Here is a 26121-nt window from a genome sequence, read left to right on the forward strand (position 1 = left end):
GATGAGCGCGGAGGCGGACCTTCTCCGCCGTCTGCGCGCCATGGCGAGCGACCCCGCGGCGCGCGGCCTGATGGACGATGTCGCGGTGATGCCCACCATGGGGCAGCAACTCGTCATCACCAGCGACACGATGGTCGAAGGCGTGCATTTCCGCGCCGACGATCCACCCGAGACCGTCGGCTGGAAGCTGGCGGCGGTCAATCTCTCCGATCTCGCCTCCAAGGGCGCCGTGCCGGTCTCCTGCCTGCTGAACTATGGACTGACCGGTCAGCCCGGCTGGGACGAGGGGTTCCTCGATGGGCTGGGGCGGGCGCTGCGCAGCTTCGGGATGCACCTCATTGGCGGCGATACCGTAAAGCTGCCCGCGGGCGCGCCGCGCGTGCTCAGCCTGACCGCCATGGGCGAGGTGCCCGCGCATGAACAGGTGCCGGCGCGCACCGGCGCACGACCGGGAGACCGCTTGTTTGTTTCCGGCCCGATCGGCGATGCTGGCGCCGGGTTGGGGCTGCTCGATGAGGGGCTGAAGGAGCCGGCGGAGCTGATCCGTGCCTATCGCGTGCCCACGCCGCACATCACGCTCGGGCAGACGCTCTCGTCGCAGGCCCATGCGATGATGGACGTCTCCGACGGGTTGCTGATCGATGCGCAGCGCATGGCGCTGGCCAGCGATTGCGCGGTGGAAATCAATCAGGTGCCGCTGTCGGACGCCTATGTGTCGCTGCGCGGGAACGGCATCGAGGCGCGGCTGGCCGCTGCGACGGCCGGCGATGATTATGTGCTGCTCATTGCCTTGCCCGGCACGCTGGCGCCCCCGCGCGGACTGCTGGAGGTCGGGCGGTTCAAGCATGGCGAGGGGTTGACGCTGCGCCTTGATGGCAAGGCAGTGCCGTTGCCGGCGCGGCTGGGCTACGAGCACGGCTGATGGTCGCGCTCCAGCTTCCGTTCCGCTGAGTAGGCTCTGAGTAGCGCCGTGGCGCGTATCGAAGCATCGCGCCCTGAGCAGTCCTTCGATACGCCATTTCGGCAGGCTCAATAACTACTCAGGCCGAACGGATTGGGGAGTGCGGCCGTTGGGCTGATGCAAGGCCGGCGACCTGTTCGTGAGCTGTTACGGCCTTATTCCTGGCCCCGTTCGTGTCGAGCCCTTCGACTGCCCGCAGGGCCGGCGCTCAGGATAAACTTCAGCTGTAAGCTGAAGTCGAGACACCCCGCCCTGCAAGCGGCGCTTGCGGCATCTCGACTTCGCTCGATGCGAACGGGGGTAAGGTGAGTGAGGGTCGCCTCCCAATCGCCCCCTCCGTTTAACCGCTTGACGGCACGGGAGAGCGCTTTACCTTCCGCTCCAAAGCCGAACATGGGCGGTCAACGCCCGGGCACCGTCACAGGGGAGAACGCGATATGACCTCGGTCTTGATCGCCATTGGTTGCGGCCTGCTTGCCGTGATCTATGGTCTGGTGACCAGTCGCCAGGTGCTGAGTGCGCCGGCCGGTAGTGCCAGGATGCAGGAAATTGCGGGTGCCATTCAGGAAGGCGCCAAAGCCTATCTCGGACGACAATATACCACCATCGCTATCGTCGGCGTCATCGTCGCCATCATTCTCTTCTTCACGCTCGGTCTGCTCTCCACGGTCTCGTTCCTGATCGGTGCGGTGCTTTCGGGCGTCGCCGGCTATGTCGGCATGAACATTTCGGTGCGGACCAATGTCCGCACCGCGCAGGCCGCGAGCGAATCCCTGCAGGGCGGGCTGACGCTGGCCTTCCGGTCCGGCGCGGTCACCGGCATGCTCGTGGCGGGCCTCGGCCTGCTCTCCATCGCCGGGACGTTCTGGTATCTGACCGGGCCGGGCGGCCTCGCGCCCAATGATCGCTCGATCATCGCCGCGCTGACGGCGCTGGCTTTTGGCGCCTCGCTCATCTCCATCTTCGCGCGGCTGGGGGGCGGCATCTTCACCAAGGCCGCCGATGTGGGCGCCGATCTCGTCGGCAAGGTCGAGGCCGGTATCCCTGAGGACGATCCGCGCAATCCGGCGGTCATCGCGGACAATGTCGGCGACAATGTTGGCGATTGCGCCGGCATGGCCGCAGACCTGTTCGAGACCTATGTGGTGACGCTCGGCTTGACCATGGTCTCCATCGCGCTGCTGGTCGATGCGCCGTCTGCGCAACTCATGGCGCTGATGTCGCTGCCGCTGGTCGTTGGCGGCATCTGCATCATCACCTCGATCATCGGCACCTATTTCGTGCGGCTGGGCAAATCGCAAAACATCATGGGTGCGCTCTACAAGGGCTTCTGGATGACGGCGGTGCTCTCGGTCGGCGGCATCTGGTACGTCACCTGGCGCGTGCTGGGCGACATGGATGTGGCGATCGGCGCGGGGCTGGATGGCACTGGTGGCTATACCGGCATGGCGCTGTTCTGGTGCATGTTGATCGGCCTGATCGTCACCGGCCTGCTGGTGTGGATCACGGAATATTACACCGGCACCAATTATCGCCCGGTGAAATCCATCGCCAAGGCGAGCGTCACGGGCCATGGCACCAATGTGATCCAGGGTCTGGCGATCAGCCTGGAATCGACGGCGCTGCCGACGTTGGTCATCACCATCGCGGTGATCGCAACCTACCAGATCGCCGGGATCATCGGCGTGGCCTTCGCGGCTACCTCGCTGCTGGCATTGGCCGGCATGGTCGTCGCGCTCGATGCTTATGGTCCGGTGACGGACAATGCCGGCGGCATCGCGGAAATGGCGGGCCTGCCCGATGATGTGCGCCACCGCACCGATGCGCTCGATGCCGTGGGCAACACCACCAAGGCGGTGACCAAGGGCTATGCCATCGGCTCGGCGGCGCTGGCGGCGCTGGTGCTGTTCGGCGCGTACACGGCGGATCTGGAAATCTACTTTCCGGACATCGCGGTCGATTTCTCGCTGAGCAATCCCTACGTCATCGTGGGTCTGCTGCTGGGGGCGCTGCTGCCCTATCTCTTCGGTGCATTCGGCATGACGGCCGTGGGCCGGGCAGCGGGCGCGGTCGTCGAGGATGTGCGTGAGCAGTTCCGCAGCGATTCGGGCATCATGGCGGGTACGTCCCGGCCCAATTATGCCCGCACCGTGGACATCGTGACCAAGGCGGCGATCAAGGAAATGATCATTCCCTCGCTGCTGCCGGTGCTGACGCCCATTGCGGTCTACTTCATCATCACCGCCGTGGCCGGGCAGGCGCAGGGCTTTGCTTCACTGGGCGCGCTGCTGCTCGGTGTCATCGTTTCCGGCCTGTTCGTCGCTATCTCGATGACCAGTGGCGGCGGCGCCTGGGATAATGCCAAGAAATATATCGAGGATGGCCATCATGGCGGCAAGGGCTCGGAGGCCCACAAGGCGGCCGTCACCGGCGACACGGTCGGCGATCCCTACAAGGATACGGCCGGCCCGGCCGTGAACCCGATGATCAAGATCACCAATATCGTGGCGCTGCTTCTGCTCGCCGCACTGGCGCACGGGGCGATGTAAAGATCCCGGCGCACAATCCCGGAAACGGGAGAGGAGGAAAGCCCGTCCGGATCCTGTCCGGGCGGGCTTTTCACGTCTTGGCCGATGGGCCCTCTCCGCGATGCTGGCGAGCCGGAGGCGCCGACGCTATAGCGCCGGCCATGTCTTCTGCGCTTGCCTCCTTCCAGTCCCAGCTTGACGCGCTGGAGCGTCGCGCACGCCGGCGACGGCTCATACCGCGCGCGGGCCATGATTTCGCGTCCAACGACTATCTCGGCCTTGCCGGCGACCCGGCGATTGCGGCTGCGGTGGCTGATGCGCTGGCGCGGGGTGTTCCGGTCGGCTCGGGCGGGTCGCGGCTGCTGCGCGGCAATGCGCCGGAGCATGAGGCACTGGAGGTGCAGGCCGCGCAGATATTCGGCAGCGAGGCGGCTTTGTTTTTGGCCAATGGCTTTGCCGCGAACATCGCCATTCTTGCCGGCCTGCCGGGTCCGGGCGATCTTGTCGTCGCGGATGCGCTCATTCACGCCAGCGCCCATGACGGGATGAAGCTCGGCAAGGCCCGCTCCGTGCTGGCGCAGCATAATGATGCCGACGCCTTTGCCGATGCCATTGCCGGTTGGCGGCGCGAGGGGGGCACGGGGCGGGTGTGGATCGTCGCCGAAACGCTCTATTCCATGGACGGTGACAGGGCGCCGGTCGATGACCTTGCCGCTGTCGCCGCGCGACATGATGCGATGCTGGTGCTGGACGAGGCACACGCGACCGCCGTTCACGGGCCGGGCGGGCGGGGCCTGGGCGCGCATCTTGAGTCGGCGGAGAATGTCATTGCGCTCCACACCTGCGGCAAGGGGCTGGGCGCGGAGGGGGCGCTGGTGACGGCCACGCGGCCGATCATCGATCTGCTGGTCAATCGCGGGCGCAGCTTCGTCTTCTCGACGGCGCCATCGCCGCTGATGGCGGTTGCGGTGCAGGCCGCGCTGGCGCGCAGTCTGGAGGGCGACGATCTGCGCGCGCGCCTGAGCGATCTGATCGATCATGCTGCGCAGCATTTATGCGCGCCGCTGGGGCTTCCCGCGCCTGCCAGCCAGGTCCTGCCGATCGTGCTGGGGGACGATGCGCGGACGATGCAGGTTGCGGCCTTGCTGCAGCAGGCCGGGTTCGATGTGCGCGGTATCCGCCCGCCCACGGTGCCGCGCGGCACCGCGCGCCTGCGCCTGTCGCTCACGCTGAATGTCGATGAGGAGATCATCGCAGAACTGGGGGAAGCCTTGCAGCAAGCGCTCCGACAGGTGCCGGCATGAGCGGCGCCCTCATTGTGTCGGGCACCGATACCGGCATCGGCAAGACGGTGGTTGCGGCCGGTCTCGCTGCTGCTCTCGGCGCCTCCTACTGGAAGCCGATCCAGGCCGGCACGGCCGATGGCACGGACAGTGCGGATGCCGTGACGCTCGGCGTCGCGCGGGACCAGTGCCTCCAAGAAGCGTATCGACTGGCGCTTCCGGCCTCGCCGCATCTGGCCGCCGAGCGGGAGGGGCTTGTGCTGGACCCGTCCCGTCTCGCCCTCCCGTCCGCGCGTCCGCTGATCGTCGAGGGCGCCGGCGGCCTGATGGTGCCCGTCCGCCGCGATCCGCCGATGTTGATGATCGACCTGTTTGCCGGCTGGGGCGCGCCGGTGTTGCTCGTCGCGCGAACGGGGCTGGGCACGATCAACCATAGCCTGCTGAGCATCGAAGCTCTGAAGGGGCGGTCCATCCCCATTGCCGGGCTGATCTTCGTCGGGGAAGTACATCCTGATAATGAGGCGATCGTGCCGTCGCTAACGGGCGTGCGCAGCTTCGGCCGCCTGCCGATGCTGGACCCGCTCGATGCCGCGCATCTGCGGCAGGCGATGCACGCCCATATCGATCTGGCCGGGGTGCGCACGGCGATGGGTGGGCCGCCATGACATCCCCCGTTTGGCATCCCTTCACGCAGCACGGCCTTGGCGAGGCGATCCCGCAGATCGTCTCCGCCTCCGGGGCGTGGCTGACCTGCAATGACGGCCATCGGCTGCTCGACGGCATCTCAAGCTGGTGGGTCATCACCCACGGCCATTGCGAACCGCGCATCGCGGCGGCCATCGCGGCGCAGGCGGGCACGCTCGATCAGATGATCTTCGCTGGATATACCCACCCGCAGGCGGAGGCGCTGGCCCGGTCGCTGGTGTCGCTCACGCCGGCTGGCCTCGATCATGTATTCTTCTCGGACAGCGGGTCGACCGCGGTAGAGGTGGCGCTCAAAATGGCGCTCGGCCATTGGCACAATCGCGGCGAGGCGCGGCACCGGCTGCTGGTGCTCGAGCATAGCTATCATGGCGATACCATCGGCACGATGTCGGTGGGCGAGCGCGGCGTGTTCAATCGTGCTTATGCGCCGCTGCTGTTCGACGTGGAGACGGTGCCCTTCCCCGCGCAAGGGCAGGTACAGGCCAGCCTCGCTGCACTGGAGCGGCTGTGCCGGACGGGCGAGAAGCCCGCAGCATTCATTGTCGAGCCGCTGGTGCTGGGGGCCGGCGGGATGCTCCTTTATCCGCCTGAAACACTTCGCGCCTTTGCCGAAATTTGTGCGCAGCATGATGTGCTCTTCATCGTGGATGAAGTGATGACCGGCTGGGGCCGCACCGGCACGCTCTTCGCCTGCGAACAGGCCGGCGTGGCGCCGGATATCCTCTGCCTGGCCAAGGGGCTTACCGGCGGCGCAGTCCCCTTGGCGGCGACGCTGGCCAGTGCAGCAATTTTCGAGTCGCACCGCAGCACGGACCGCGCGGCGATGTTCTTCCACTCATCGAGTTTCACGGCCAACCCGGTCTGCTGCGCGGCGGCCAATGCCAATCTGGCGATCTGGCGGGACGAGGATGTGCCGGGGCGCATCGCCGCGCTGGGCTTGGCCCTTGATGAAGGGCTGGCAACGCTCGCCGGCCATGGCCGCCTTCACAACCCCCGGCGGATCGGTGCTATTGCGGCCATCGACATGGTGGTGCCCGATGGCGGCTATCTGTCGGACGTCGCGCCGCGCTTGCGGGCGCATGCGCTGGCGCAGGGGCTCTTGCTTCGGCCGCTCGGCAACACCATTTATCTCATGCCGCCTTATTGCACGACGCCGGCCGAGATTGCGCAGGCTTTCTCCGTCATTGCGGACGCGGTGGATACCCGCCCGAACTGGCACACGCGCTGAAATTCACCGGACGGCTCAATCGCTTCCCAATCCGCGCTTTTGCGGCTATGGGGCGCCATTCGCGAAAAACTGGAAGATTATGGCCAAAGAAGAACTCCTCGAGATGCGCGGGCAGGTGGTTGAGCTGCTGCCCAACGCCATGTTCCGCGTCCGTCTGGAAAATGATCACGAAATCCTCGGTCACACCGCAGGCAAAATGCGCAAGAACCGCATCCGCGTGCTCGTCGGTGACGAAGTGCTGGTCGAGCTGACGCCCTATGACCTGACCAAGGGCCGGATCACCTATCGCTACATGCCCGGCCGCGGCGGCCCTGGCCCCGGCCAGCCCTGATCGGCCCGGCCAGCCCTGATAGGCGACGCGGTGGCGTCTCCGCCCCGCGATAGCCGGACAGGCTACTCCATGCGCCTCATTCTCGCATCCGCCTCGCCGCGCCGACTGGACCTTCTCGCCCAGATCGGCGTGACGCCCGATGGCGTGGACCCTGCCGACATCGATGAAACGCCGGGCAAGACCGAACTGCCCGCGCCCTATGCCGCGCGCATGGCCGCGCAGAAGGGCGCGGCGGTGGCGGCGCGTCATCCCGGCGCGCTGGTGCTGAGCGGCGATACGGTGGTGGCCTGCGGGCGGCGCATTCTGCCCAAGGCGGAGGATGAAGCCACGGCCCGCGCCTGCCTGACGCTCCTTTCTGGCCGGCGCCATCGTGTGCTGAGTGCGGTCACGCTCATCGATGCTGAGGGCAAGGCGCGCCACAAGCTCTCGACCAGCACCGTCACCTTCAAGCGCCTGCATCCGCAGGAGATCGACGCCTATCTCGCCAGCGGCGAGTGGGATGGCAAGGCGGGTGGCTACGCCATTCAGGGACGCGCGGCGGGACTGATTCGCGCCCTCTCCGGCAGTCCGTCCGGCGTGATCGGCCTGCCACTTTACGAAACGCGCACGCTCCTCCTTTCAGCAGGCTATTCTTGTGACTGATACACCCACGACGCTCCACTGGCTCTATGAAGAGGGCATTGGCGAGGCCCGCGCCGCGCTGGTGAGGGGCGGGCGGATCGTCGAGGCGCAGATCGAGCGGGAAGACAAGCGCGCCCGCGCTGGCGGCATTCATTCCGGGCGGCTGGTGCGCACGCTCATTGCCCGCAAGCGCGGCATCGCGCGGCTGGATAGCGGCGAGATGGTCCTGATCGAGCCGATCCCGCCCAAGGTCGCAGAGGGCGCGCCGGTGCGCGTCGAGATCCTGCGCGAGGCCATCGCCGAGCCGGGGCTGGACGAGGCGCGCGAGAAGCTGGCCAAGGGGCGCATCGCGCAGCCCGGCGTGCAGGCCGGTCCCGGGCCGAGCCTGCTCCAGCGGCTGCAGGCGAGCGGCGTGCCTATCGTGCCATGCCCGGCGCATGAGGCCGACCGGATGGAAGCGGCCGGCTGGAGCGAATTGCTGGCCGAGGCGATGAGTGGTGAGGTCGGTGCCGAGGATGCTGCGTTGCGCATCTTCCCGACGCCGGCGATGACACTCATCGATGTCGACGGCGCCGCGCCGCCCGCCCAGCTCGGCCCCAAGGGCGCCAAGCTCGCGGCGCAGGCCATTGCGCGCATGGGCATCACCGGGTCGATCGGCATCGATCTGCCGACGATGAACAATAAGGACGAGCGCCTGATCGCGGCGGCGCAGATCGACAAATATCTTCCCCAGCCTTTCGAACGCACGGCGGTCAACGGTTTTGGCTTCGTGCAGATCATCCGCAAGCGCGAACGGCCCTCGCTCATGGAACTGCTGCGCGCCGATCCGGTCCGCGCCGCGAGCCTGGCGGCGCTGCGCGCGGCCGAGCGGCAGGAGACTGCTGGCGGCGGAGGCGGGCCGGTCGTGCTGACGGTGCCGGCTGCGGTGGCCAAGGATATCCGCACTCATCCGGACTGGATCAAGCTGCTGGAGCGCCGGCGCGGCGGGTCGCTGGACCTGCGCATCGACGACGCCTTGCCGCTGGGGGCGCATCATGCCCATTAAGAATGTCTGCCCCTTGTGCCGCCAGCCGAGCGTGCAGGAATTTCGCCCCTTCTGCTCGCGCGGCTGCCGCGACCGCGATCTGATCGGCTGGATGGATGAGGGCTATCGCGTCCCCATCCGTGCCGATGATGACGAGGATGGCGAAGGCGGCAGTGCCGGGCCGGCCAATGAGGACGCTTCGCGGGGCTGACCGGCGCGCAACGCCCGCCAAATGCGGGCGGAATGCGCATCTTCCTCTCCCGTCACTTTCTTGAACGGAAAAGGGCGAAACGGGGCTGGACATGCCCCCGCGACCATGCTTATAGCGCACGCTCTTTCGCCGGGTCTTGCACCAAAGGCGATCCCCGTGCCCGGGTAGCTCAGTTGGTAGAGCATGCGACTGAAAATCGCAGTGTCGGCGGTTCGACTCCGTCCCCGGGCACCACTTTCCTCAGAATCTGAAAGTCTGGTGACCGTCGCAAGCGCGCGCCTGCGCTATTGCAAGTTCTTCTGCCGCACGACCCAGCGCGGGTTGCGGCACAGGCCGCAATCGGTGCCGACGAACATGGCGCGCGCTTGTGGATCGCCCTTGAGGCGCCAGTCCAGCCAGCCGACAGCCACCTTGCCGAACTCGCCGCCATTCTTCTCCCAATAGGTGCCCTCATGCGGGGTCTGCTTGCGATAGGCGCGCAGGGCCGGAATGTTCGGCAGATGGGCGAAGTCGTCATTGGCGTTGGGGAAGGCGACATCCATCTCATCGCCGCTAATATAGGCGACCGCACCGTGCAGCTTCGCCAGGTCGGCCTTGACCAGCGCCTTGCCGCCGGCGGTGGCATTGAGGCCGGACTCGTCAGGGAACAGGCCCATATTCCACACGACGGTGGTGGTTACGCGCCTGTCGGCGCCCGCCTCGATCGCCTGCACGCCGCCGCAGGACATGCCCATCACTGCGATGTTCGCCGTGTCGATGCGGCCCTGATAGGGGCTGCCGGCGCGGCTGTTCTCGGCGATGGCCCAGTCGATGGCGGCAATCAGCTGCCGGGCCGATGTCGGGGCGGGCGGTGCCGTCGCCGGATCGGGCGGCCCCTGGTTGGGGGCAGGCTCGGGCCGCCAGCTTTGATCCTCCAGCGCGCCGATCTTGCCGTTGGAGACCACGAGATAGCCGTGGGAGGCGATCTCGCTAAGGAACCAACGGAACCACGTGCCCTTGTCCAGGCAACCGCCAACGCCCCACACGACGATAGGGAGCTTCTGCTTTGGCGGCGTGCGCCCCCGCAGGGGATCGTAGATCGTGTGGTCGGGCAGGCGCGCATCGGTGGACGGGGTCACCGGAAATGGGCCGGAGCCGAGCGGTGTCTCGTTCGACACTGCCTTTGGCAGGCCACTGGTCGCGCAGGCGCTGAGGCCAGCGACGCCCGCCAAAGCCATCATGCCGGAGAGGATGATTTTCCGAACAGCCTTCACTCGCAACGCCCTTGTTCTCACGATCTTCATAGGGCGCACAGTGCCGCGCGGGGCGGGCATTGGCTACATAAAATTGTTAGGCAATGCAGGTCGTTTTCAGCTTGCGCCGCCGATTGCGCCCGGCGTCAGCACCAGCGCCAGCAGGATGAGCGCGGTGGCGATATAGGCCCAGACGCCCATGCCTGCCCAGGCCGCGCGCAGGGCGCCGCCCTCCATGCCGTCGGCCTTCTGCAGCCGGCGGGCGTAGATGATTGTCCCGGTGACCGAGAGGCCGGTCATCAACACGCCGAACAGGAACCAGACGATCTTGGTCGGCAGGCCGCCGAGGTCGCCGAAGTGGAGCGGGTCAGCCATTTCCGAGATGCGCTGATGGACGTTGAGGTCGCGCCCATCCAGCAGGGCGGTCACGCGGCCGGTGGAGGGATCGACGGCGACGCCATTGGCGCGGTCCCGCACCAGCCAGGCCTGATCCTGCCCGAGCAAGATGACGCCATTGTCCGGGGTGAAGCGGATTTCCCTGATCGAGAGAGTCGGCTTTGCCGCATGGGCGACCGCGACCAGCCGATCCAGCGCGGCGCCGGTCGGCGGCGGCGCAGGGGTGGCGGCGATCTCGGGAAGTTCCGGCACCGGCGCCCGACCGCCGAGCGTTTCGACCAGATACCAGAGCCCGGTCAGCGTGATGAGCGCGACGAACCACAGGCTCCACAGGCCGACAAGGCGGTGCAGGTCGCCATGAAAGCGCCGTGAGTCCCCACGTCTTGGCGCGCGGAAGAAGCCGCGCCACCATTTCTTGTACGTCACGATACCCGTGACGAGCGACGCGAGCAGCAGCAGCGAGAGCGCGCTGACGATGGGGATGCCGATCTTGGTGGGCAGCATGAGGTGGCGATGCACTTGCCGCAGGAAGCGGTGGACATTGGCCCAGCCATGGGTGCCGGTCACCTGCGCTTCCCAGGGGTCGACATAGACGCGGCGAGGCGAACCCTTGCCCATGTCCACCCACGCCTCCGCGGCGAACCAGGGATCGAGCGGGGCGTGGACCATCTGCAGCCGCCCCTCCGGCTCCGCGCGGGCCGCTGCTTGCGCTATGGCACCCCAGCTTGCCACGGGCCGGTCTTGCTGGGCGACGCGCATGGCCGGGGTCACCAGCCAGTCGATCTCATGCGCGAATACGGCAAGCGTGCCCGTCGCGAGAATGAAGGTCAGGAAAATCGAGAGCTTCAGCCCCGCCCAGCTATGGACGCGCCACCAGATCGAACGGGGTTTGGGCTTCCGGGCGCTTGTCATGAACGCTTAGAACTTGAACCGCAGCTCGGCGAGGAAGGTGCGCGGCTCGCCGGGGAAGTGCCCGCTCTGCGCGCTGAAGCCCGAGGCGGCGTAGACCGTGTCGAAGATGTTATCCACCCGCAGCAGCACCTCGGCAAAGCCCAGCCCCTTGGTGATCGAGGCGTCGAAGATCGTGTAGGGCTTCACCGTCTGCCCGGATAGGCTGATGCGGCGCGAGACATGCTCGCCGCCGAAGGCGAAAGCGGTGTCGATGACGGGCAGCTGATAGCGCGTCCAGAAGCCGACCTTGTGGCGCGGGGCATTGGCGAACCGGTCACCGACGGCATTGGTAATGGCTTGGCCGGGGGCCGTGTCGGTGATGCGGGCGTCGTTATAGCCATAGTTGACGAGCAACACCCAGTTGGGCGTGATGTCCGTGGCGAGGTCGATCTCGAACCCCTTGCTGGTCACTTCGCCGATGGGCGCCAACTGATCGACACCGTTGACCGGCGCACGGCTGGTATCGACCTGCAGGATGTTCCGCCGCACGATCCGGTACACAGCGGCATTCGCCTGAATGCGCCCGTCGAGCAGCTCGGTCTTGATACCGCCTTCGATTTGATTGCCAGTCACCGGCGCGAAGGGGCCGCCCGCATTGGCGTCCTGACTGGCGGCGCTCTGCGGCTCGAAGCTCTGCGACCAGCTTACGTAGGTCGAAACGTCCGGTCGGGGTTTGAAGATCAGACCGGTGCGGAAGCTGATATCATTATCAGTGTAGGATGATCGACTGCTGACGGTGCCGCCAGTGCTGGTCGTCACCTTGTCCTGGAACCAGTCGTAGCGCATCCCGCCGACCAGCAGCAGCGCATCGGTGAGGCTGATCTGGTCCTGCAGATAGACGCCGCGCCGCTTCGAGCGTGTGTCGGTGGTGGTGAAGGGCAGCAGGGCGGCGCGGGCGGCATCCCCCTTGCCTGCACCGTAGATCGGGTTGGAGAGGCTGAGCGAGCTGACCCCGGCCCGCAGGATGCGGGAGTCGAGAAGGTTCGTCTCGTCATACCAGTCCGCACCCGCCTGGAACTTATGTTCCATGCCGAACAGATCGACACGCGCGGTCGCGTTCGTCATGAAGGACAGGCCATCGACCGGACGGATCTGGTCGCGAAACTCGCGGCGGACAAGATCGGAATTGTTGGGATCCAGCCCACGCGGCTCATGATATTGCTGGACCTCGCGCGCGGTTAAGTAACGCACGGCGGCATCGAAGGTCACGCGCTCGCCGATCGCGGTTTGATAGCGCGCCTGATAGGCTTCGCTCGTCAGGTGCAGGAAGTCGGTCGGCTCATTGGCGTTCCAGCGAATGTCGGTGAGGAAATTGCCGGCATCATCCACGAGCACGCCGCGCAGGCGATTGGCGCGCAGCTCATTGTCATAGATGGTCGCCTGCAGCGTTAGCTTGCCGCCTTCATTGGTCTTGATGGCGATGCCAGCGTCGGCGATGCGCGACTTGTTCTGAGTGTTGAGCCGGTAAGGGTCCATGGACTCATAGAAGCCACCCACGCGATAGGTGACGATGCCCTCGGCATCGATCGGCCCTGTCGCCTCGGCGGAGATACCGACGCGGTCGTAATTGCCGCCGGTCACGACCATACGCAGCCCGCGCTTGTCGGACGGTGTCTTGGAGACATAGTTGATGATGCCGCCCGGGGAGCCCGGGCCGAAGAACAGGCCGGATGGCCCCTTGAGCACTTCCACCCGCTCGATGTTGAACAGTTGCGGCACGGAAAAGCCGATGAACGGGTTGCCGCGCTGACCATCGTAGAAGGACTGGTCCTGACGGAAGCCCCGGAAGGTGACGCCGGCATAGCTGAAGGCGCTCACGCCGGAGATGTTGCGATAGATGTCGGTCGCATCGCGCGCGCCCTGATCGGCAAACAGCTCGGACTTGATGACCTGAACGGCCTGCGGGATGTTCATGGGGTCTTCGGCGGCCTTGCCGACCGTCGTCTCATCCGCGCGGTACAGGCGCTGAACGCGGCCCGTCACGATGATCGTGTCGTCGCTATCCGCGCCAGCCTCCGCCGGGGCGCCTTCCATCTGGGCCATAGCGGGGGCAGCGGACAGCGCGACGGACGCCAGCAGAACGGATCGGAGAAAAGACAAGACAGCCCCCTGAATGAATCGATAATGCGAGTAAGTCGCAACTATGTCGATTGTTCGGGCGATGCAATCCCTTGCCGCAAGAAAAGGAGGGTTGCGCTCGGTTCAGGGTTTAGGGCTACGTCCGATCAGGCCGATAGGCTGGCGTCCCGCTTGAGCGCGCAGGCCGCGCGCCAATAATGGAAGGCAGCCAGCGCATAGAGCGCGATGCTGGCCAGCAGGGCGTGGCGCACACCCCAGGCCGAGGCTGTCGCGCAGGCGCCGGTCAAGCGGGGGTCCGTGCAGACGGTCTTGAAGCCGGGCATTGCGAAACCGGCGAAGATGTCGCTCGCCAGGCCGATGATCGGCGGGCCGAGGCCAACGCCGACCAGCGTGGCGATGAAGAAGTAGATGAAGGCCGCCGTCGTTCGCGCATTCGGCGCGACGAGGTTCTGCAGGGCAACTAAGGTCGGCACCGAATAGAAGAACAGGAAGACGCCGGCCACGGTCAGGCAGACGAGCGCCGGCAGCGGGCTGCCCAGCGAATAGCCGATCAGATAGAGCGGCACGCTGGTAGCGATGCCGCAAAAGGGCAGCAGCGCATACCAATGCTGTCCGCGCCGGGCGATGAAGTCGATCCCGACGCCGCCCAGCACCATGCCGGCCGTGGCCGCCGTGGACGAGATGATCGCCACATAGACGCCGGCCTGCGTGATCGAGAGATCATGGACGCGCATGAAGAACGGCGCCGTGAAAGCGCCGCCGGCGTAGAGCGCCATGCTGGAGAGGGCGAGGCCGATGAGCAGATTGCGGAACACCGCCTTGCGCGCCATCATGCTCATCACCTCTCCCATCGGCGGGGGCGGCGTCGCGGCTTTGCTGGTCGGCCGGGCGCCGTTGCTCAGGCCATCGCTCAAACCTCTGGGCGGATCGCGCAGCAACAGGCGGAAGAGAAGGGCGACGACGAGGCCGGGGCCGCATACCGCGATCATCGCGGTCCGCCAGCCATGGTCCTTGGCGATCCACACCGCCGCCAGCGCACCGATGAACGAGCCGAGCGGGGAGCCGAGCCGCATCATGGTGATCGCAAAGCCGCGCTGATGCGGCGGGAAATGATCGCCGATGAGCGACGTGCTGGGCGCCTGCACGCCTGCCTCGCCGATGCCGACGCCGATCCGGCACAGGAAGAGCTGCCAGAAATTTGCGGATAGCCCGCACAGCGCGCTCATCAGCGAGAACAGCCCCACCGAGACGGAAATGATCGTGATCCGGTCGCGTCGTTCCGCCAGCCGCGCGATCGGCAAGCCCAGCGTGGAATAGAGGATGGCAAAACCGAGCCCGCCTAGCAGCCCGAGCTGGAAATCGGTGAGGCCAAGATCCTCCTTGATCGGCTGGCCCAGCGTCTGCACGATCACCCGGTCGATATAGGCGAAGGCGGCGACCAGCATGATCAGCGCCAGCAGCATGGCGCGATAGCCGGGGCCATAATGTCGCTGCGATGGGGTGGTCGAGGCGTCGTTGGTCATGGGGCCTGCGCAATAGGAGGTGGGACGAAGGGCGCTTGCCTGCGCGCAGACGGTATAGACCGGCCAGTCGATGACGCAAGACTGTTGATGACTCAATGAATTGCTTTTGGCGCGCAACTGTTGCAGTGGAAGAGTTTCGCGACGTGGCTTGGGGCGCGGAGGCCGCAGCTTGACCCCTGGGGGCCGGGCCGGGCAAGGGGGCAGCGATTTAAATGATGAACGATGAGAAAGTGCAGTCGAAGGTGAGCGGTCGTAAAGCAGGCCCGGCGGACGAGGTCCAACTCCCCGGCTGGAACCTTGATGAGCTGAACTATCCGACGTTCCGGATGACGCTAATCGCCAAGATCATGGATCGGCTGACCATTCGCAATCTCGCGGAGATTGAGGACATCACCTACGCGGAATGGCGGGTGATGGCGCGGCTCGCCACGATGCACCAGGGGGGAACGGTGCGGCAGGTGGCCGAGATGGCCTGGGTCGACCGGGCTGAAGTCAGCCGCGCCGTCAGCACCCTTGAAGAGAAGGGCTATACGCTGCGCTTGGAGAACCCCCATGACCGGCGGGCGCCCATTCTCAAGATGACTGCCGTGGGGCTGGAGCGATACCGCGCGGCGCTGGCCGAGCGGAAAGCCTTCCACGAACTGCTGACCGCGAAACTCTCCGACAAGGAGTGCGAGACGCTCAACCAGCTGCTCGCCAAGATCGGCGAGCAGCTGGTCGTGCTTTCGCAACCGGTGGCGACCGACGCGGTTAAATGATCGCGTAATAGCGGAACAGCGAATGGTCCGGCGCGTCGTCGGGCGTCAGTTTCGGGCGACGCTGCCCGACGCCGACGATCACGGTGCGGTTGAGCCAGCCATGCGGCCCGTCCGGCGCGCGGAAATAGGGCGTGCAGCGGAAATAGGACGATGTCTTGGTGCCGTCCGGCAAGTCCAGCGGACCGTGCACATAGCCAAGGTTGCGAATATAGATCAGCGCGCCGTCATCCGCCTCGATCATATAATGGGCATTGAGCTCCACCACCTTGTCGGTGCGGACCACCGGCCAGTCTGCGCCGCTATAATCGACCAGCTTGCCATTGAGGCGCGGCCCCTCGACGGTGCTGCCTTCGCCTACGGACGTGTAGCCGTGATTGGGGCCGCCCGCATGGATGGCGCCAGTTGCCCAGCGCTTGTCGAAATTGATGCGGATGTCGAAGACATGATTGTAGCGAAGGGCGAGGGGATCGTCAGTCATGGATGTCCTTGCGGCTTGTGTTGATAGTTCAACTTATAGAGCAGGCGGGCGACAGTGCGACCCCTTAAGGTCGCGCTTCACGCTGTCATTCGTGCGCCGCGCAGCAAATCCACGAGCGAGGCTGCATCGTCGATGGCATCGCCGCGCCAAGCGACGTGGCCGTCCGGCCGGGCCAGCAGCAGGCGGTGCCGGTAAACCTCCGGCACGTTATCGAGCGCGCGATCCACGGTGAGGACCGTGAGCGGCATCCCGCAAGCCCGCGCCGCTGCAACCAGCGGCTCGTCGTCCGGCGCGGCCTCACCCTCGTCCTCAACGCAGATCAGCGTGTAGCCCGGCCCGCAGAGGTCGTAGAGCGAGCGCCCGTCCGCGAGGAAGAAATGCGGCACGCGGCACCCCGGTGCGGTTGATGGCGTATAATCGTGCATGGTGTAGGCGGGCGCGGCTTCGCCATCATAAGCGATGATCGGCGAAGCATCGTAGAAATAGCCGTAGTTCAACCCAGCGCAGGCATATTGCTGGACATTGAGCGCATAGGCGGCGGCGCCCACGGCCTGCCGCGCCGCCTCGCCTTCGGGCGTGCCGTCCTCGATCTCCGGCGGCAAGGTATTACGCTCCTTGATGGCGCCGCTGGCGTGACCCATCGCAAAGCGGGAAACCTGTTCGGTGATGGGTTTGCGTTCTGCGACATAGGCGTCGAGGATTCCCTCGGGCGCCCAGCCTTGCAGGGTGGCGGCGAGCATCCAGGAGAGGTCCATGGCATCGGCAATGCCGGCGTTCATGCCATAGCCGGCATAAGGCACCCACAGATGCGCGGCATCGCCGGCGATGAAGATGCGACCTTGGCGGAAACGGTTGGCGACCAGCCGCCGGCCGATCCAGTCCTCGTTGGAGAGTTGCGTGAAAGGGAAGTCCGGCCCGACGCCCAGGATGTGCCGAATGCACCGATCCCGGTCGACCTCCTCGAACGTCTCCTCATCGGGCCGCAGATAATTGTGGACGAGCCACCGCCGCTCCCCATCGATGGCGAGCACGGTGCCGGCGCGATCGGGATTGTAATTATAGTTCATCCACGCCGGACCACTGCCGAGCGCATCGAGAAGATCGGGCGCGTCGATCAGGGTGGATTGCACGCGCTGGACAACGGCATCGCCCTCAAGCTTTCCGCCGATCTGCTTGCGCACCGCGGAACTGCCCCCGTCGCAGCCGACCATGTAGCGGCAGCGGATTTCTCGGGGCGTACCGGTGGGCAGGTCGGTCAGCAGCACGTACACGCTCTCACCCTCGTCTTGCACGCTGTCGAACCGCGTCTCGTTGAGAAGCGTGATGTTCGGGTGCTGCGCGGCATGGGCAAAGAAGATCGGTTCGAAGAAGATCTGATTGACCCGATGCGGCGGTTCGGGGGTGGGCCACCAGCCATCCGGGCCGCTCCTGTCCTGATAGCGGTTGCGCCGCGACGGGATGGGGATGCGCGCGAGTTCGGTGCCGGTCATCCGCGTGCGGAACACGATGTCATTGGGGTAATCGTGCGGCAGGCCGACCGCGCGCACCTCCCGCGACAGGCCGAGGCGGCGCAGCGTTTCCATCGTGCGCGAGGACACATGGTTGCATTTCACGCTGGGTGGCTGACCGGCTGGGCGCATCTCTGCCACGACGGCCTGGATCCCCCGCGACGCCAGGTCCAGCGCGAGCAGCAGCCCCACGGGCCCAGCGCCGATAATCAGAACTTCGGTGTCAGTCATCCGCCCCTCGTTGAGTAATCAACGAAACCGATAGCAGATGCGGAAGCGGGATCAATTTCTTTTTGTCCGTCTCTGCAGAGCGTTGAAGCGGGGTTGGCCCCAAAGGGCAATTAGAGACGGGAACCCGGCGCCTGTCGGGCCATTCAGGGGCCATCGAGCTTGAGGAAAAATCAGTCCGGCGACAGCGGTTCAAGGGATTCGCCTCTCCGGCCTCGTCATCTTCGTGACAGCGGCAAGGGGACTCGGTTCCAGTTGCGCAGGCGGACGCGGCTTTGTCCGGGGGATGACGATCGTGAAGAGCTTGGCGTGAATTTCCCGGCCCCATAAGCAGGGCATCCGAAAAAATAGCCACGGACGTAGGGGAATCTTGGAAAGGAAGGAGATTGATGATTGAAGAAGGAAACGTTTAAAATAGTCAACAATAATGGTTATTATTCAATATTTAACCTATAATTAATTCTATTTAATTTTACTGGAATTTCCTGATTTGTTAGGAGTCTCGAGCATCCGACCTGCTTCTGAAATACCGCGCTCGACATGCGGGACAGGCAGGGTTCATTTGAGCCATGTCAGGCTCCAAATCCGTCGTTCGTTAAGGGTTTTTTGCAGCGCAGCATTGCTGGGGCGCACCATGCCGGTCTAAAGTCGGATGATGACAACATAAAACGGGTAAGGCATTGAAAATGAATAAAATTACACGTTACAAAATACTGAATACTGTATCTTCTGGCAACAGCTTCAACGAAATCCATTAAATTATTTAATTATCGATCTGCTTTTGACGTCGATTTAGCCCGAACCAATAGCCGGCCAACGCCATCTTACACTTTGAAAAATATAGAATATTTTTCGCCCCTGCCTTGACCGGCAAGGGGAAGGTCAAGAGCGCAAACGCCCTTAACCTTCTGCCCATTCACGACTGCAATGCGCTTCCGAGCGCGGTCGTCACCCCCTTCAGGCCGATCTGGCGCCGACTCCGCTGGCGTGGTCTGCTTCCCCACATGCGGCTCGCAATCTCCAGTTCCTCCCGCCCAACGGCGCCTGTGTAGATGGCGGTGGTGCTGATGTCGGTGTGACCCATCCACTTCTGCACCATGTTCAATGGCACGCCCGAGTGGATGGCCGATACGCCAAATCCGTGTCGAAAACCCTTGGCCGTCGCCTGCATCCCCTTGATGCCGACCGCCTTCATGATTGCGTTGACCTTTCGCCATGCTGTCATTCTCGACCATGTCCATAGCAGGCTGTCGTCCGCCCCATTGCCTTGGCCATGGACCTTGTGGATCAGCTTCACCAGCTCCAGCGGGGCCGGAACGGCGCGATAAATCCCCCTTTTCCGTTTCTTGAGGCTTTCGATGATGATGCATTGCGAGCGCAGATCGATGCTCCTGAGCGTAAGCGCTAGGGCCTCCGAAATCCGGCATCCTGTCACGGCGAGCACCATGCAGAAGGTATAGGTCTCGGGCGCTTCCCGTGCCGCATAGGCGAGCACGGCGGCCCGCTCTTCCTGGGTCAGATATTTGCGCTGCCCTTCATTGCCGTAAACCATGTTCAGCATCCCGCATCTCCCTCTTGGAGAGCCGCCGACGGGACTGCCATCCAGGCGTTTCCGCACTGCAAAAGGATGCAAAAACAGTCGTTTGAAACAGTATTCAGTATTCTGTCACGGACTCAGAGGGGTTTGGGATGCTGGATATGGCGCAACGGATGGCAGACGATTTCGGGGTGCCGGTTAACCTTTCGATGGGGCCGGCACCCGAACTCGTGATGGTGGGGTTCAGGATCGATAACCTGTCCCACCTCGCCCAGGCTTATGGCGAAGCTGTGCGTGAAGGCGCGCGCGCTCTGCTGGCCGGTCTGCTCGGTGAGGTGCTCGGCGGTGACGGCGTCGTGATGCCGGTCTGCGATGATTTGATCCCGGCGGTGGTCTGGTCGCCGACGGCTTTTGGCCAAGCCTTCACCAACGCGGCATGTGCGGACTTCGCCCAGCGCTTTGCGGTCGCGGTCGCTGGCCGCCCGCTCATTCACGGCAATGCCGATCTGCGCCTGGCTGTCAGTGCAGCCTGGTCCCTGCTGCCGGATGTTCATTCCGATGCCGATCTTGGCGCAGCGCGGGACGATCTGGCGTGTCGCCTGACGACCCAGCGTTTCAACGGCAACCCGATCGATACGCAGGCCGACTGGGCGCAGCGTTACCGCGCCGACATGGCGCAGGCTGCGTCCCTGCTTTCGGCGCTGGCGAACGGGCGGCTGCTTCCGGTCTGGCAGCCGGTGCGCAGCGGCGCGCAGGGCGACGCTGTGCTCTATCATGAATGTCTGCTGCGGATGCTCGAGGATGGGCGTCAGGAGACGGCCGGCCCCGCCATCGGCGCTCTGGAGCGCTTGGGCATGGTTGGCGTGCTGGATCATTATGTGGTCTCGACGGTGATCGAGGAACTGCAGCGCGATCCCGACGTGTGCCTGGGCGCCAACATCTCTGCGCACAGCGCCTGTCCCGGTGGGTGGTGGGATGAGCTGATGCCGCGCCTGCGCGACATGCCGTCCGTCGCGCGCCGTCTCGTCATCGAGATCACCGAGACCGCGCATTATCCGGATATTGGCGAGGCGACATGCTTTGCGGCGCGGTTGCGCAAGCTCGGCGTGCGGGTCGCGCTGGACGATTTCGGCGTTGGCCATGCCTCGCTGCGTTCGCTGCTGGCGCTGCAGCCCGATATTATCAAGATCGACGCCTTCTTCCTGCGCCGGGCCGCCAGTTCCGAGCCGGATCGCGTCGCTCTGCATCATCTGATCGGCCTGGCGGGCAGCTTTGTCCGCGATGTCGTGGTCGAGGGCGTGGAAACGCGCGCGGAGGCCGATCTGGCCCTGCGCGCCGGCGCTGTGTGGCTGCAAGGCTATCACACGGGCTATCCCTCCGTCGTCCGCTCCTGGTCCGGTCCTATGGGCGGCACCAATGTGCTGACGCTGTTCGATCAGCCGCAAGCCGGCTGGTCCGAAACGCGGAGGGCCGTCGGATGAGCGGCCTTGCGGATGTTCGTGCCCGGACAGGCACGCCCTTCGGTGATCCTTGGGCCGCCCCGGATGTGGGCCAGCCTTCGCTGGCGCGGGGCGTGGTGATGGGTGCTCCGGTCAGTCTGCTGCTGTGGTGGCTTCTTCTTCAACTGGTTGTGCGGGTCGCTTCGTAGCTTTGGCGCGGGGTGGTTGGCGATGTCGGCACAAGATCAGGATATTCGGGGTGATTTCGATGTTTGAGGGGGTTGGGACGAGGCGTGCTGCGACGCTGTGTCGTGGTTTGCGCGGTCCCGCAGGGCGCGGGGGCGGGCTGATCGGCTGCGCTGTGCTAGGGGCCGTGCTTGTTGCTCCGCTTACGGCCTTTGCGCAGCAGGGCGATGTTCGCGCGCCGGCGGCGGTGGCTGCGGTGCCGGGCCCGGTCTCTGAGCCGTCCTCTTTGTCGCTGGATGATCTGATGGCACAGGCGGCGCGGGCCAATCCGCAGGTATTGTCGCAGAGCGATGGCGCGCGAGCGTCGGCTTATGAAGTGGCGAGCGCGCGCTGGGCGTATTTTCCCGAGCCGGCGTTCGAGAGCGAGCGGGGGCGGCGGGGCTATGTCGTTACCGGCACGCTGACGCAGCCGGTCTGGACCTTCGGGCGGATCGGCGCGAACGTCGATGCCGCCAAGGCGCGGCTCTCTTCGGCGGAAGCGGCGATCGACGCGACCCGCTACCAGATCGCGCTGCGGGTGATCGACAGCTATGGCCGGTTCGTGGCGGCGCGTCTGGGCGCGCAGGTCTATGCGGCCGACATTGCCCGGCTGGAAGCGCTGGAAGGCATGATGCGCCGGCGGGTGGCCACGGGCCTGTCCGCGCCGGTCGATCATAATCTGGTGCTCACCCGGCTGAGCCTCTCGCGCAACACGCTGACCAACTATCAGGCGATCGAGCAATCGGCGACCGAGGCGCTGAGCCAGCTGACCGGGCGGCCGATCGATCCGGCGCGCATCGCGTTCGACGTGGCGGCAGGCGACGAGCCGCTGGACGTGCGCAGCGAGGATCTGCTGGCGCGTACCATCGAGACCAACCCGGCGCTGCTGCGCGCCGAGCAGGAGATCGGGGTAGCGAAGGCCGAGGCGCGGGTGGCGTCCAGGGCGATGATGCCGACCATCTATGCGCGGGCCGAACAGCGCTTCTCGGATGATCGCTATTATGCCTCGGCGCTGCCGGACACCCGGGTCGTGGTCGGCGTGAAGTTCGCGTTCGGCTCCGGGCTCGCCTCGGTGGAGCGCATCCGCGCCTCGCAGGCGCTGGAGAGCGCGGCGCGCAACGCCCGCGATGCCTATCGGGCGGATCTGACGGCGGAGGTCGCGGCGGATCTGGCGAGCTGGCGCGCGGCGCGCAGCCTGGTGCGCGAGCTGCAGGTCAGCCGGGGCGTGCAGCAGCAGACCTTCGAATCCTACAACCGGATGTTCCTGGCCGGCAAGCGCAGCTGGCTGGACGTTCTCAATGTCACCCGAGAGCAGACCGACATCGAGCGGAGCCTGAGCGATGCGCAGGTCCAGCTTTTGATCGCCCGCTACCGCTTGCGCCTCAAGGAAGGGGCCTTCCCATGGAACTGATTGCAGGGCCTTCACCGGCCGAGACTCCCGCCGGCGCGCCTGAGAGTGCGTCCGAGGACGTCCTCTTCATGGGGCCGCCGCCCGCGACCCCCTTTGCCGATGGCGTGATCTGGCTGGGCGGGCGCCTGGCGACGGCGCTGGAGTGCCAGGGCGGTCTGACGCGGCGCGACGGTCGCCGCATCCGCGCGCTGTTCAGTGCTGGCGCATCGGGGGCAGGCGCATCGGGCGAGGAGAGCCGCATTGCGGCGCGCGCGGCGCTGGCGCTGTGCGAGACGCTGCGGCTCAAGCTCTCGCGCTGGCGGCGCGAACCGCATGAGGCGGACCTGCCGATGATCGCGCTGGTGCCCGGCGCCGGCTATCGCATGGTGCTGAGCCTGAGCAACGACGGCACCTGGCTGTGCGAGGGGCCGCAGGGTCGCGAGCGGATGGCGGCATGGCCCGAAGGCACGATGTTCGCCGGTGTCACCCCGCGTGGCGAGATCGCCCATGCGCGCACCGCCAAGGGCGTGTTCGAGGCGATCATGGCCGTCGACAAATCCTGGGTTGTGATGGCGGCGCTGGCCTCGACGCTGGCGAGCATTCTGGTGCTGGCAACCTCGCTTTACTCGATGCAGGTCTATGACCGGGTGATCGGGCAGGGCGGTGTCTCGACGCTGATCGTGCTGACGATCGGCACGGCGATCGCCATCGGCATCGAGTTCGCGCTCAAGCTGGCGCGTTCGGCCATTGTCGACAAGGCGGTGCATCGCATCGATCTGGAAGCGGCGATGAACGTCTTCCAGCGGATGCTCTCGACGCGGCTCGACCAATATCCACCGAGCGTGGGCACGTTCGCGGCGCAGGTGCGCGGCTATGAGGGGGTGCGGGCGTTCATCGTCGCGCGCAAGCTCTATCTGTTCACCGACGTGCCGTTCGCCTTGTTCTTCCTGGCGGTCATCTTCCTCATCGGCGGGCCGTTCGTGGCGGCAGTGCCGGCTCTGGCGTTCGTGGTGGCGGTCGCTGCCGGGCTGCGCTCGCGCCGGGCGATCGAGGCGCACAGCGCGCGGGAAAATCTGGTCGGCAACCAGCGCTACGGCCTGCTGGTCGAGACCATCCAGGGCGCCGAGTTTTTGAAGGCGAGCGGCGGCGAATGGCAGATGCGCAACCGCTGGAACGATCTCTCGCGGCGGACCGCCGACGAGATGACCGAGATCCGTCATCTCAACGAGACGGCCGGCTATATCTCGGGCCTCGTCCAGCAAATCAGCTATGTCAGCATGGTGGCGACCGGCGCCTATCTCGCCGCGACGACCACCAGCCTGACCGTGGGCGCGATCATCGCCTGCTCGATCGTCTCGGGCCGGGTGCTGACCCCCGTCAACGCCATTCCGGGGCTGCTGGTGCAGGGCGCCAATGCCAAGGTCGCGCTCGACAATCTCGAGCGGCTTTACGCTTCGGAGCAGGACAATGACGGCATCGATGCGCCGCTGGTGCCCGATGCGATCCAGGGTCGGGTCGAGGTCGCCAATCTGGAGTTCGCCTGGACCTCGCAGCCTGCCCCGCTCAAGCTGCCGGCGCTGACCATCGCGCCGGGCGAGCGGGTCGGCATTTTGGGCGCGGTGGGATCGGGCAAGAGCACGTTGCTCAAGCTGCTCGCCGGGTTGGTCAAGCCCGAGCGGGGGCATGTGCTGCTCGACGGGCTCGATCTGCAGCATATCGCCAGCGAGCGGCGGGCCGAGCTGATCGGCTATCTGCCCCAGCAGGCGCGGATGATCAGCGGCACGCTGCGCGACAACCTGACCATGGGCCTGCCTTATGTAAGCGACGAGGAGCTGGTCGCGGCGATCCAGGCGACCGGTCTTGCCGGCTTCCTCGCCGGGCGTCCCGAGGGCGTGCATCTGCGCATTGCCGAGGGCGGCGGCGGCCTCTCGGGCGGTCAGCGCCAGCTCATTGGCCTGACGCGCCTGCTGCTGGCCCGCCCGCAGGTGTGGCTGCTCGATGAGCCGACCTCCTCGATGGACGATGGAACCGAGGAGCGCTGCCTCTCGGCCCTGCGCGCGGCGGTTCAGCCTGGCCAGACGCTGGTGCTGGTCACCCACAAGCTGCGCCTGCTTGAGCTCATCGACCGGCTGATCGTGCTCACCCCGCAGGGCATCGCGCTCGATGGCCCGCGCGACGCGGTGATCGAGCGGCTGCGCCAGGGTCCGGCAGCGCAACAGGGCGCACAAGCTGAGCATCACAAGGGAAGCGTGGCATGAAGATGGAAGATCCAAGGGCGATGCGCGCGGGCCTGGGCAGCGTGCGCCAGCAGCTGGCCCGGCTTCCGCTGGGGCCGGGGGGCTGGTTCATCGTGATCACTGGCCTTGGCATCGTCGCGCTGCTGATCTGGGCAAGCGTCTCGCAGATCGACCAGCTGGCCCGCGCCCGGGGACAGGTGATCGCGCTGGCCCGCACGCAGGTCATCCAGGCGGCGGACAGCGGCGTGCTGGCCGAGATGAAGGTCGAGGAAGGGCAGATGGTCCGCAAGGGTCAGCTGCTTGCCCTCATGGACCAGAGCCGCGCCTCGGCGGCCTATGACGACAGCCGCAACAAGGTCGCCGCGCTCAAGGCGACGCTCGCCCGGCTGCGGGCCGAGGTTTACGGGCAGGCACTGGTGTTCCCGCCCGAGCTGGAGGCTTATCCGGCGTTCCGCAGGAACCAGACCGATCTGTTCAACCGGCGCCGTCAGGCGCTCAACGAGGGGATCGGCGCGCTCGTTCAGAGCCGGCGGCTCGTGCAGGCCGAGCTCGATATCACGCAGCCGCTGCTGGCGGCGGGCGACGTCGGGCAGGCCGAGGTGATCCGCCTCAAGCGCGCGGTCGCTGAGCTCGACGGGCAGATCGTCAATGCCCGCAACAAATACTTCCAGGACGCCCAGGCCGAGATGACCAAGGCCGAGGAGGATCTTGCCACGCAGGAAGAGGCGCTGCGCGAGCGCTCGGCGGTGTTCGGCTTTACCGAGCTGCGCGCGCCGCATGACGGGCAGATCCGCAAGATCAACGTGACCACGCTGGGCGCCTCGGTGCGGCCGGGCGATGCCATCATCGAGATGCTGCCGACGACCAGCGAGCTGATCGTCGAGGCCAAGTTCAGCCCGGCCGATCTCGGCTCGATCAAGGTCGGGCAGCCTGCGCAGGTCAAGCTCGATGCCTATGATCCCAGCATCTACGGCAGCCTTGCCGGCGAGGTCGTCTACATCAGCCCGGATGCGCTGAGCGAGCCCGGGCCGCAGGGCAGCGAGCACTTCTATTACCGCGTCCACATCCGCCTGAAGGACCACGGCGCGGGTAACGCGGGCAGCAAGCCCATTCAGGTCAGCCCCGGCATGACCGCCACCGTGGAAGTGCGCACCCACAAGCGTTCGGTGCTCACCTACCTCACCAAACCCATCACCAAAACCGTCGATGAGGCGCTCGGCGAGCGCTGACCTCAACCGCACACAGCTT

Annotated in this window: 21 protein-coding genes, 1 tRNA gene and 2 pseudogenes; 17 read left to right on the forward strand and 7 right to left on the reverse strand. The window is 65.7% G+C overall.

From position 1 onward, the window contains the following. Position 1 precedes the first annotated feature (1 nt). From thiL to M2337_RS04895, 10 genes are all read left to right on the forward strand, one after another. A complete protein-coding gene (gene thiL, locus M2337_RS04850) occupies positions 2 to 922 on the forward strand; it encodes a thiamine-phosphate kinase (RefSeq protein WP_264571893.1) in 921 nt (306 codons plus the stop codon). A gap of 476 nt (positions 923 to 1398) precedes the next feature. After that, positions 1399 to 3510 carry a sodium-translocating pyrophosphatase gene (locus M2337_RS04855; protein WP_264571894.1) on the forward strand — a complete coding sequence of 704 codons (2112 nt, stop codon included), beginning with the start codon at positions 1399 to 1401 and terminating at the stop codon, positions 3508 to 3510. Positions 3511 to 3650: 140 nt separating this feature from the next. Next, positions 3651 to 4793, forward strand: a complete 1143-nt coding sequence (locus M2337_RS04860) for an 8-amino-7-oxononanoate synthase (protein WP_264571895.1) — start codon at positions 3651 to 3653, stop codon at positions 4791 to 4793. After that, positions 4790 to 5437 carry a dethiobiotin synthase gene (gene bioD, locus M2337_RS04865; RefSeq protein WP_264571896.1) on the forward strand — a complete coding sequence of 216 codons (648 nt, stop codon included), beginning with the start codon at positions 4790 to 4792 and terminating at the stop codon, positions 5435 to 5437. The genes M2337_RS04860 and bioD overlap by 4 nt, the downstream gene beginning before the upstream one ends. Then, on the forward strand, positions 5434 to 6705 hold the full coding sequence (locus M2337_RS04870) for an adenosylmethionine--8-amino-7-oxononanoate transaminase (RefSeq protein WP_264571897.1): 1272 nt from the start codon (positions 5434 to 5436) through the stop codon (positions 6703 to 6705). The genes bioD and M2337_RS04870 overlap by 4 nt, the downstream gene beginning before the upstream one ends. Positions 6706 to 6784: 79 nt before the next feature. Beyond that, positions 6785 to 7036: a translation initiation factor IF-1 gene (gene infA, locus M2337_RS04875; protein ID WP_181558542.1), complete on the forward strand. Its 252-nt coding sequence runs from the start codon at positions 6785 to 6787 to the stop codon at positions 7034 to 7036. 69 nt (positions 7037 to 7105) lie between these two features. Continuing rightward, positions 7106 to 7678, forward strand: a complete 573-nt coding sequence (locus M2337_RS04880) for a Maf family protein (RefSeq protein WP_181558543.1) — start codon at positions 7106 to 7108, stop codon at positions 7676 to 7678. Next, positions 7665 to 8702: a ribonuclease gene (locus M2337_RS04885; RefSeq protein WP_264572356.1), complete on the forward strand. Its 1038-nt coding sequence runs from the start codon at positions 7665 to 7667 to the stop codon at positions 8700 to 8702. Before M2337_RS04880 ends, M2337_RS04885 begins: the two co-directional genes overlap by 14 nt. Next, the gene (locus M2337_RS04890; RefSeq protein WP_264571898.1) at positions 8692 to 8892 is read left to right on the forward strand and encodes a DNA gyrase inhibitor YacG; all 201 of its coding nucleotides are present in this window, start codon (positions 8692 to 8694) and stop codon (positions 8890 to 8892) included. Before M2337_RS04885 ends, M2337_RS04890 begins: the two co-directional genes overlap by 11 nt. A gap of 158 nt (positions 8893 to 9050) precedes the next feature. Beyond that, a tRNA-Phe gene (locus M2337_RS04895) sits at positions 9051 to 9126 on the forward strand. Between the two features lie 50 nt (positions 9127 to 9176). Here the strand turns inward: M2337_RS04895 and M2337_RS04900 are convergent. The 4 genes from M2337_RS04900 to M2337_RS04915 form a co-directional block, all read right to left on the reverse strand. Beyond that, a complete protein-coding gene (locus tag M2337_RS04900; RefSeq protein ID WP_264571899.1) occupies positions 9177 to 10145 on the reverse strand; it encodes a hypothetical protein in 969 nt (322 codons plus the stop codon). Positions 10146 to 10241: 96 nt separating this feature from the next. Next, positions 10242 to 11432, reverse strand: a complete 1191-nt coding sequence (locus M2337_RS04905) for a PepSY-associated TM helix domain-containing protein (RefSeq protein WP_264571900.1) — start codon at positions 11430 to 11432, stop codon at positions 10242 to 10244. Positions 11433 to 11438: 6 nt separating this feature from the next. Further along, the gene (locus M2337_RS04910) at positions 11439 to 13571 is read right to left on the reverse strand and encodes a TonB-dependent siderophore receptor (protein WP_264571901.1); all 2133 of its coding nucleotides are present in this window, start codon (positions 13569 to 13571) and stop codon (positions 11439 to 11441) included. A 125-nt stretch (positions 13572 to 13696) separates the two neighbouring features. Beyond that, a complete protein-coding gene (locus tag M2337_RS04915) occupies positions 13697 to 15073 on the reverse strand; it encodes a spinster family MFS transporter (protein ID WP_264571902.1) in 1377 nt (458 codons plus the stop codon). 212 nt (positions 15074 to 15285) lie between these two features. Here M2337_RS04915 and M2337_RS04920 point away from each other — a divergent pair, with 212 nt between their 5' ends. After that, positions 15286 to 15831, forward strand: a complete 546-nt coding sequence (locus tag M2337_RS04920; protein ID WP_264571903.1) for a MarR family winged helix-turn-helix transcriptional regulator — start codon at positions 15286 to 15288, stop codon at positions 15829 to 15831. Here M2337_RS04920 and M2337_RS04925 read toward each other — a convergent pair. The 3 genes from M2337_RS04925 to M2337_RS04935 all read right to left on the reverse strand — a co-directional run bounded on the left by M2337_RS04925 (position 15824) and on the right by M2337_RS04935 (position 19606). Next, a complete protein-coding gene (locus M2337_RS04925; RefSeq protein WP_264571904.1) occupies positions 15824 to 16309 on the reverse strand; it encodes a DUF3237 domain-containing protein in 486 nt (161 codons plus the stop codon). The two genes, M2337_RS04920 and M2337_RS04925, sit on opposite strands and share 8 nt — an antisense overlap. A 77-nt stretch (positions 16310 to 16386) precedes the next feature. After that, positions 16387 to 18048: an FAD-dependent oxidoreductase gene (locus M2337_RS04930; protein WP_264571905.1), complete on the reverse strand. Its 1662-nt coding sequence runs from the start codon at positions 18046 to 18048 to the stop codon at positions 16387 to 16389. A gap of 913 nt (positions 18049 to 18961) precedes the next feature. Continuing rightward, positions 18962 to 19606: a tyrosine-type recombinase/integrase gene (locus M2337_RS04935; RefSeq protein WP_264571906.1), complete on the reverse strand. Its 645-nt coding sequence runs from the start codon at positions 19604 to 19606 to the stop codon at positions 18962 to 18964. Positions 19607 to 19755: 149 nt separating this feature from the next. On the opposite strand from M2337_RS04935, the gene M2337_RS04940 reads away from it, so the two are divergent. The 6 genes and pseudogenes from M2337_RS04940 to M2337_RS04960 all read left to right on the forward strand — a co-directional run bounded on the left by M2337_RS04940 (position 19756) and on the right by M2337_RS04960 (position 26102). Then, a complete protein-coding gene (locus M2337_RS04940) occupies positions 19756 to 21063 on the forward strand; it encodes an EAL domain-containing protein (RefSeq protein ID WP_264571907.1) in 1308 nt (435 codons plus the stop codon). Then, positions 21060 to 21230, forward strand: a complete 171-nt coding sequence (locus M2337_RS04945) for a hypothetical protein (RefSeq protein ID WP_264571908.1) — start codon at positions 21060 to 21062, stop codon at positions 21228 to 21230. The genes M2337_RS04940 and M2337_RS04945 overlap by 4 nt, the downstream gene beginning before the upstream one ends. A 164-nt stretch (positions 21231 to 21394) precedes the next feature. After that, on the forward strand, positions 21395 to 22657 hold the full coding sequence (locus M2337_RS04950) for a TolC family protein (RefSeq protein WP_264571909.1): 1263 nt from the start codon (positions 21395 to 21397) through the stop codon (positions 22655 to 22657). Positions 22658 to 23205: 548 nt separating this feature from the next. Next, positions 23206 to 23979, forward strand: a pseudogene (locus M2337_RS17285) (ABC transporter transmembrane domain-containing protein); the annotation flags it as partial. Between the two features lie 237 nt (positions 23980 to 24216). Then, positions 24217 to 24894 (forward strand): annotated as a pseudogene (locus tag M2337_RS17290) (ATP-binding cassette domain-containing protein); the annotation flags it as partial. Continuing rightward, entirely contained in the window at positions 24891 to 26102 is a 1212-nt protein-coding gene (locus M2337_RS04960) for an HlyD family efflux transporter periplasmic adaptor subunit (RefSeq protein ID WP_264571911.1), read from the forward strand. The pseudogene M2337_RS17290 and the gene M2337_RS04960, both read left to right, overlap by 4 nt. Positions 26103 to 26121 lie beyond the last annotated feature (19 nt).

The organism is Sphingobium sp. B2D3A (assembly GCF_025961795.1).
Lineage (GTDB): Bacteria > Pseudomonadota > Alphaproteobacteria > Sphingomonadales > Sphingomonadaceae > Sphingobium.